The following is an 8,591-nucleotide window of genomic DNA, read 5'->3' on the forward strand; positions in this document are numbered from 1 at the left end:
CGGTCAAGCGATCGCCGTATCCGGGGTCGGGCGCGGCTGTCACGTTCTCTCGGCTTCTCACATCTCGTGAGACCGTCCCTTCGTGAGACCGTCCCCTCGTGAGACACTCCCCTCGTGAGACACTCCCCTCGTGAGACACTCCCCTCGCGGGAGATCACTCCGAGACGAACGCCTGCCGGATCACCGCCGCCAGCACGCGTGCGAAGCCGGTCCCCTCGCTCCAGAACGCCGACTCGTCGGCGACGGTCGGCATCTCCTCGGTCGGCTGTACGCTCAACAGCACCGTGTCGCCGTCGACCAGCAGCACGCGTCCGACGCTGAGCTCCGGCGCCGCGTCCTCCACGTCGACGGCCGAGAGCCCGGCCTCGACGGCGGCCTCGCGCACGGCCGCGTCGGCGCTGGCGACGGTCACGCCGACGCCATCGTTCGCGGCCTCGACGAGCGCGTCGGCCACGTCGCCGTTCAAAAGCGCCGGGACGCTGGTCGCGAACAGCACCTGCCGCTCGGCGTCCGCGACCAGCGAGGTGATCCGGGCGGCCACGTTCTCTCGGCCCTCCGTGGTCCAGATTGCCTCGCGGTCGTCGGAGGGGGCGTGTTGTCCTCGGACGGTCTCGAGGTGATCGAAGGCCTCGTCGGTGGTCGACCGCAGCCGGTCGTACAGCAGGTCGCGGGCCTCGTCGACCGGGACCGCGCGGTAGCGCGTGGGCGATCCGTCCTGTACGTCGATCAGCCCCAGCTCCTCCAGTTCGTCGGTCGCGCCGTACACCTGCGATCGCGGCACCTCCGTCACCTGTGCGACCTCGCCCGCGCTGGCGACGCCGATCTTCTGGAGGCCGACGAACGTCCGGGCCGCGTACGCCGACAGCCCGAGTTCCGTCAACGCGTCCGCCGCGTCGGCGTCGTTCATCACTCTCTCCCGCGGGTCCAGGCCTGGTTGATCCGGCTGAGTTGCGCCTCGGTGAGCTCCCCGCGCTCGAAGCCGTCGTAGGCGTCCGCGAGGTCCGCCGCCGACACCGAGCCCGAAGCGGTGACGCGCTCGAACACGTCGGAGACGACCGCCACCTCGTACTCGCCGTCGGTCTTGGAGGGCTCGCCGTCGACGGAGACCGCACCGTCGAACGCGATCGTCTCGCCGTCCGTGACGTTTCCGGGCACCGTCGTCGTGTACCGGAGCGTCGGGTTCTCCCCCTCGAGCGCGACCGAGAGCACGCCGTCGGCCTCGACGTGTCGAACCGGTTCCGGGGTCGCGGACTCGACGGTGGGGGTCCCGTCCACGCGCTCGTACACGACCGCACGGCCGTCGACGCCCTCGGTCTCGATAGTCACCGTGACCGTACCGTCCGGGCCGACGACCGAGCGATCGAAGCGGCGTTCGGCGCGGGGGCCGACGACCGTGCCCTCTGGCGCACTGCGTGGCGCGCCGTCGACCGTACCGCCGGGCGCGCTGTCGGATGCGCCAGCCGGACCCTCGTCGCCGCCGTCCTCACCGTCGGTCGGCTCGGGGAACACGCCGTCCGGACCGACGAACCGCGTCCAGACCGCGAGCAGCGACGGCAACACCAACACGCTCGCGAGGAACGCGTAGACGATCGTCAGCCCCGTGATCTGGCCGAACTGCTGGAGCGGCGGCAGGATCGCGAACACCAGCACGCCGAAGCCGCCGACCGTCGTGGCGGCCGACCCCAGCAGCGCGCCGCCGGTGCCGGTGACCGCTCGCTCCATCGCGGTCCATATCTCGCCGGTGCGCTCCAGCTCCTGGTTGTACCGCTCGGAGAGGTGGATGCTGTAGGCCACCCCCAGCCCGACGGTGAGGCTGGTGATCATCCCCGTGATCACGTTGAACGGGATGTCGAGCAGATACATCGTCCCGAGGATCCACGTCACGCTGAACCCGACCGGGAGCAGCGTCACCGCACCCAGACTCGCGCTCCCCTCGGTGATCCGGTAGGCGATCATCAGGAAGACGAACGTCGCGACGAGCGTGATGACCAGGCTCTCGACGACGGTCTCGAGCAGCTGGTCTTGGACGATCGTGTTCAGGACCGCACCGCCGGTCGCGGTGGCCCGCAGCCCTTCGCCGTCGACCTCGTCGGCCACGTCGCGCATCGCCTCGGTCACCGCGTCGCCGCTCGCCCCGCCCTGTACGGAGATGGTGATCTGCGCCGCGGTGTACTTGCCGTCGTCGCGGTCGATGACCTCCGAGGCGCCGTCGGGCGCCACCTCGAACAGCTCGTCGTACAGCGCCTCGAGGTTACGGTCGGGGACGCCGTCGTCGTTCGCGTCCGCGGCGGCGAACCGCTCGGCGAAGGCGTCGTTCCGCTCGGCGACCGACTCCATCACCGATAGCGGGCTCCGAATCCGCGGTTCCCCGTTCGAGAGCGTCTGTGTCACGTTCTGCTTATCGACGGCGGTCGCCTCGGCGGCGGCGATCCGCCGGAGCACGTCGTCGTCGGTGAGATCACCCCCGTCGGGGCGTATCAGGATCTGCGCCTGCGAGTCCTGTCGCAGGAAGTTGTCGTTGACGTACTCGAGGTTGGCCTTCGCGGTGTAGTCCCCGGGCGCGAACGGCTCGGGGAGTTCCTTCATCCAGTCGGCGGGGTCCTCCGCGATGAAGTCCGACTGCTCGAAGGAGGTGTCGACCTGCGTCGCGCCGTAGCCACCGGCCACGCTGAGCACCAGCGCGAACACGATCACGAGGTAGGGACCCTTCCGTGCGGCGATCGCGCCGACGGAGAGCACCGACGAGAACGCGCCGCCGCCGGTGCCGAACGCTCGCTTTCGCCGATCGATCCCGCGGGATTCGAGCAGGTCGTCGACTTCGACCTTCATCGCCGGGATCAGCAGGCCGAACACCAGCAGCGCCGCGGTGATCCCCGCGGAGCTGACGATCCCGAACTCCCTGATCGGCGGCACGGGGCTGGTGAGGTTCGAGAGGAATCCGATCACGGTGGTCGCCGTGACGTAGAGCAGCGCGATCCCGACGCCGACGAGCGCGGTCCGCATCGAGCCTCGCGGCCCGTCCCCGCCGCCGTTGGCGCGCTCCTCGCGGTGGCGCATGAAGATGTGTATCGCGTAGTCGATGCTCAGCCCGATCAACAGCACCGGGACGGCGATGAAGATCTGGTTGAACGCGATGTCCGTCCAGCCCATGAAGCCGAACGTCCACGCGAGTACGGCACCGATGCCGAACAGCCCCAGCAGGATGTCGAGCACGTCGCGGTAGGCGACCGCGAGCGCGATCAGCACGAACAGGACCGCCAGCGGCCCGACGATCAGCAGGCTGTCCGTCATCGAACTGGTGATCTCGTGGCTGATGACCCCCGCGCCGAACACGAGGTACTCGCCGCCGCCGGCCCGTTCTCCCAGCGTCTGCATCGCCAGCTGGGCGTCGATCACGTCCTCGCCGGCGGCGCCGGTGGCCGCGGCGCCCTCGCCCTCCATCGTCACGATCAGCATCGTCGCGTTGGCCTCGGTCGTGCCGGGGTCGTAGCTGGTCGGCATCAGGGCGAACGGTCCGAGTCCGTCGCCGCCGTTCCCGCCGGCGTCCTCGCCCAGCACGGTTCGTACGGTGTCGTGGATAGCCGACTCGTTCATCGAGCGGAGCTGCTCCCGTTGCTCCTCGATGGTCGCGTTCGAGGCGTTCTCGTACTGCCGGCGTTCGGTCGCGAGTTCGTCGTCGAGCTCCCGGAGGCGGTCCACGTCCTCTCGAAGCGCCGCCGAACGGTCCCGCAAGGCGGCGTACTGATCCTCGAGCACGCCTCGCGTGCCGAGCCGGTAAGCCTCCCGCGTCTCGGCCTCGGTGGACGCGTTCCGGAGCCGCTCGGCGGCGCGCTCGAACGTCGCGGCGTCCTCCTCGTCGAGTTCGACGCTCGTGTTCGCACGCACGCCGGCGAATTCGGCCCCGACGCTCGCGTCGGGGTTCCCTCGGAGCGTCGTCAGCGCCTCACGGAGCAGCCCCGCGGTCCGGCTCAGCGTCTCGTTGCGTTCCCGGATCGCCGCCCGCTCCTCGCTGACGCTCTCGTTGAGCGCCCGCAGTTCGGCGGCGGTCCGCTGGACGTCTTCGCCCTCCTCGGCTGTGATCGCCGCGGTCGCGACGACGTTCGCGATGCTCGTGGTGGACCCGTTTCCGGACAGCGTCGCGTTGACGGTCTCGTTTTCCCGGAGCGTCTGCTGGTACTCCAGCATCCCCACGAGCGACGCCTCGTCGAACACGTCCTCGTCGCGCTGTATCACCTGCGCGGTCGTGGTGTTTTCCTCGCCGGTCGAGAAGTTCTCCTGGATGTACTCGAGCGCATCGCTCTCCGGCGAGTCGGTCTGGAACTGGTCGAGCGAAGAGGTCTGCTCGACCATCACCGCCCCGCTTCCGATGGCGACGGTCAGCACCAACATCACCGCGATCACCACGCGGCTGTGGTCCATCACGGCGTCGACGACGGTGTCGACTCCCCTCATCCGTACCTCTGTTCGTCCGCCACACGGTGGCCAGTCATCTGTCTGTACTTTCGTACTAACAGCTGCGGGATAACCGTTCCGTCTCCGTCGACCGATCGTTCAACGTCGGGATCGCAGCCAGTCGGGAGCGCTTCCGCCGGCGGGGCGTTCAGACCCGTCGCTGTGAGTCCAGTCCGTCCCGACGATCCGGCCCCGGACGATGCCTTCGAGCGGCGGACCGACTCGCACTCTCCTGCTGAGAATCCGAGTCAGAAGCGTTAAACGCTCGCCGCGGATACCCGGTCGTGAGGGCGCGTAGCTCAGCGGACAGAGCACTTGGTTCCGGACCAAGATGCCGCGGGTTCAAATCCCGTCGCGCCCGTCACGTTTTCTGACGGGGCAAATTGACAGGACGGCGGCCGGGTGTATATAAGGCAAACCCCCAGTGACGGGTTTGAGTTCGTCACGCAGCGTGACGGGGGTCGTCGCCTTCGTGCGGTTCGTGAAATACACGTGACGGAGTCGGGGTAATGTCCTTGGGTGGTTGGTGGTTTCGTCGTGCGAGGCTAGTCTAGCTCGAGGTTTCACGATTAATCAGCCGCTCTCGTCGGGGGCCGGAATCACGACGCTCCTTCGCCCTCTCTTTCTTTGATTTGATATTTAATACTGAAAATATATCTGTCCGGTGTCTGATACTCAACTAATGTATCGGTTCACCCCGGACGAAATCGATCACGAGCGAGCCCACCACCAAGCGGTCATTCAGGGAGCCGACGACCTGGACGTGAAGCGGATCGGGAACCTCGGCGAGCTCGCGTTCGAGCAGTTCTGTCGCGAGTACCTCCCCGTCGAGATGTGGGAGTGGGAAAACGAGGAAGCAATCCGGCGGTGTAACTCCGAGAGCTTCTCTGGGCATGACTTCGAGGTTTTTGGCTACACGGTCGACGTGAAGTCATCGCGGGACGTCTCGGCCTTCCTTCCCGAGTCGCTCGTTGAACGAGATCCCGACGACGACATCGTGGTAATGGTCTGGCATCGGGACAACGAGGACAGTCTAATGCTACTCGGGTGGGAGCGACTCGAGACGCTGAAATCGAAGGTCGAAACGGAAAAGGCGTTCTCGGGCGAGTCCCCGGAAAAACTCGACCACCTCGCGGCCCGCCCGATGAACGAACTGATCGACCTCGGTCCTAACACCGCCCACATGAATCAGAAGCCGGAGAATCCGTTCTCACCAGGGGATCGGGTGGTGAAGGCTGGCGACTCGGAGGCGTCAGTGGGGATCGTCATCGAGGTACTGCCGCCGGAGCAGAACACCGGCGCGTTCGGACACGAAATGGACGGGGAAGCGGTGCGGGTCGCGTTCCCGAGTTCGCTCGACGAGGGACCAGGTGCGTGGCGGGACTACCACCCCGCGATCCTCGCGTCGTACTGTGACGACCAGGACGTCAAGCTCTGGACGTACAAACACGAGAACCTCGCATTCGCAGACAACCCGTATGTCCCAGGAGATCAGGTGGTCAAGACCAGCCACAGCGATCCGGACACGGCCGTCGTGGTGGAAGGCTCTGAGGAGCGTGGCGATGACAACGTGGCAGTCGCGTTCTTGGGTGATTTCGAGGAGAAGGACGTATCGCCGGGAGAGCTTTCGAAGCACTGTGAGGAGAGCGGGATCAAGTATTACACGTACGAGTATTCTGAACTGGATTTTACAACGCAAGACTGATCCAGCTGCTGTAACGTACTGGTTGCTCTGGCAGGAGGATTTTTGTTCAGCGGTGAAAACTTCGATCTTGAATGAAAGCATCGACGGCGAAAGAGGAACTGCTCGATAAAGGGTTACAGATCGACCACGAGCAGTTCGAGCAGCTCTGTAAAATGGTGATCGAGCGGGCAGAGCCAACTCGTGAACTCGAGCTAACACCGTTCCGTGGCGATGGTGGCATCGATATTCACGCGGTCATCGACCGAGAACTATTCCATGCCCGGCTCGGCGTACAAGCAAAACAGTATGCTACTGGAAACACCGTCGGCGCCCGCACCCTCCGTGGATTTAAAGGTGCACTCTCAGAGCAGCAGTATCATATCGGAACGGTGATCACAACGTCCTCGTTCACTTCTGGAGCCGAGACAAGCGCAGACCAAGATTTCATCCGACTGATCGACGGTGACCGGCTCACGGACATCATGATCGAGAGCAGTATCGGCGTCGTTACAGACGACGAATCATACGAACTCGATCCCACGTTCTGGAGTGCGTTCGAGAAACCGGAGCGCACCGATACTATTCCGTCACTAGAGGTGCCACAGGCAGACAATTTCAGCGTGATACGTACTGTTATCCAGGCGGTTGGATCGGGTTCGGATATTAAGCCCGAGATCGCAGAATACGTTCGAAGACAGAGGGATACAGACACGTTTAATCCGCGGCAAGCGGATTATTACGGTATCGCCGCGTGGCTCCTCCAGTTTCTCCACAAAGAACAGGAGGTCGAAATCGACAACCACACGATCCGTCGTTGGGGACTCACCCGACTCGGTGAGGAATACCTCACGTACCTCGATCGTGGCGATCGAGAATCCGCGGATAACCTCCTCACACAGCAGATCCATGACGTCGAGATCATCTCCCGTGTATACGCTCAACTAGAAGAAGACGGTACTCTCTCCCGACGTGATATTACGAATATCCTCGCTGCCGAAACGGATCTCTCGGATTCAACCACTCGTCGACGCGCCCGAACCGTTGGCGAGTGGCTCGTTTGCCTCCCTGAAATCACGACGAGTGGCCGGGGATCTGAGCAACAATACGTGCTGGACTCAACGCCACGTTGAGTGATTTCCGACGGCTCACTCTGTAAAGTCGGAGAGAGTCTTTCGTCGTTGCGCCTCTGCTGGAACGTTTGTAATGAGAACTTCTGAGACCTCCCCGCGACTACTGGCATCGCTATTTATAACACGAGTAGCATCCACGTATCTGATCGAGAACACGTCGTAGTCTTCGTATAACTCCGTGATTGGCGGCGAGTTAGAGAGGATCACGGAAACGTCCATTTCCGTGAGTTCGATCACGACATCGCGAAGTCGGCGTTGATCCTCTCGGTCGAATCCCTCTGCTTGGTACGAATTGAAATCCGCAGTTTTCGACACCGGTTCGTACGGCGGATCGAAATACACAAGATCGCCCCTAGAAGCCTCATCAACGACGTAGCTGAAATCCGTATTGAACACGGCCGTGTCTTGGAGGACACGCGATGCCTTTCGGATCCGCTGTTCTTGTACCCAATCTGGATCTGAATACCGCCCGAAAGAGACGTTAAATTCGCCGTCACTGTTCTCCCGATACAATCCGTTGAAACACGTCCGATTTAGATATAATAGTAAGCTTGCCTCTCGGACCCGCTCGTCTTGTGTCAGAGCCGACTGTGTGAGGAACTCATTGAACTCCGACCGAGCGTCGTAGTAGTATTCTTCAGTATGCTCGTGTGTCTTGTTCTCGGAAATGAGGGCGTCCGGTTGGTCTCGGACGATCTCATAAAACGTTGTTAACCGCGTATTTAGATCGTTTATCGTCCCGTCGTCAGGATCCTGCTGAAAAAAGACTGCGCCGCCCCCTACGAACGGTTCGTGATACGCCTCATATGAGATCGGAAACAGTGCCGTAATCTCTGAGAGAAGCTGGCGCTTCCCACCCGCCCATTTTAAAATCGGCTCCACCATTCAGTACAAATCTCCTCGGTATTAGCAAAAAACTGTCTCGTTGGGGTAGTATAGACACTTGAGATGTGGTTTAGAGGCCCGTCAGCCGCAGCACGACTGTATCGTACTCTATCGGGCTTTGAGTCGAAGAGACGGACGGAGGGGGGTGCGTCCAGCAAACCAACGAGGTACTCAACTGCGATACCAGTGCCGTAACACGAGACACGATCCCAGAGTCGCCTCTGTATCGAATCCAACACTCGTATTCATCTCTTCAGGGTCATTCTTCGCCGGGAGGGGGGGTGCGTCCGGCAACGGACCGCAGCGAATGACGCTTCGAGAATAGTCGGCCCACAACGTTTTTTGACCTCCTCCCGCGCCTGAAGACGCGGGAATCCCACCACGGTGCTCTGTTGAATCCGCAGAAGGCGACGGGATAGCGTCGCTCTGAAGGTGGAAGC

At 62.9% G+C, this 8,591-nt stretch carries 5 protein-coding genes and 1 tRNA gene; 3 read left to right on the forward strand and 3 right to left on the reverse strand.

From position 1 onward, the window contains the following. Nucleotides 1–154 precede the first annotated feature (154 nt). Nucleotides 155–907 carry a TrmB family transcriptional regulator gene (locus EXE42_RS13015; RefSeq protein ID WP_137694288.1) on the reverse strand — a complete coding sequence of 251 codons (753 nt, stop codon included), beginning with the start codon at nucleotides 905–907 and terminating at the stop codon, nucleotides 155–157. After that, nucleotides 907–4,452 (reverse strand): MMPL family transporter, encoded by a 3,546-nt coding sequence (locus tag EXE42_RS13020; RefSeq protein ID WP_137706683.1) that lies wholly within the window; start codon nucleotides 4,450–4,452, stop codon nucleotides 907–909. The genes EXE42_RS13015 and EXE42_RS13020 overlap by 1 nt, the downstream gene beginning before the upstream one ends. A 288-nt stretch (nucleotides 4,453–4,740) precedes the next feature. On the opposite strand from EXE42_RS13020, the gene EXE42_RS13030 reads away from it, so the two are divergent. From EXE42_RS13030 to EXE42_RS13040, 3 genes are all read left to right on the forward strand, one after another. Then, nucleotides 4,741–4,813 (forward strand) — tRNA-Arg (locus EXE42_RS13030). 321 nt (nucleotides 4,814–5,134) lie between these two features. Continuing rightward, nucleotides 5,135–6,157 carry a hypothetical protein gene (locus EXE42_RS13035; protein ID WP_092919568.1) on the forward strand — a complete coding sequence of 341 codons (1,023 nt, stop codon included), beginning with the start codon at nucleotides 5,135–5,137 and terminating at the stop codon, nucleotides 6,155–6,157. A 71-nt stretch (nucleotides 6,158–6,228) separates the two neighbouring features. Further along, entirely contained in the window at nucleotides 6,229–7,266 is a 1,038-nt protein-coding gene (locus EXE42_RS13040; RefSeq protein ID WP_092919570.1) for a restriction endonuclease, read from the forward strand. A gap of 15 nt (nucleotides 7,267–7,281) precedes the next feature. Here the strand turns inward: EXE42_RS13040 and EXE42_RS13045 are convergent, their stop codons facing one another. After that, nucleotides 7,282–8,151 (reverse strand): DNA adenine methylase, encoded by an 870-nt coding sequence (locus EXE42_RS13045; protein ID WP_092919572.1) that lies wholly within the window; start codon nucleotides 8,149–8,151, stop codon nucleotides 7,282–7,284. Nucleotides 8,152–8,591: the final 440 nt, after the last annotated feature.

The sequence above is a fragment of the Halorubrum sp. SP3 genome (assembly GCF_005435195.1).
In the GTDB taxonomy this organism is placed as follows: domain Archaea; phylum Halobacteriota; class Halobacteria; order Halobacteriales; family Haloferacaceae; genus Halorubrum; species Halorubrum sodomense.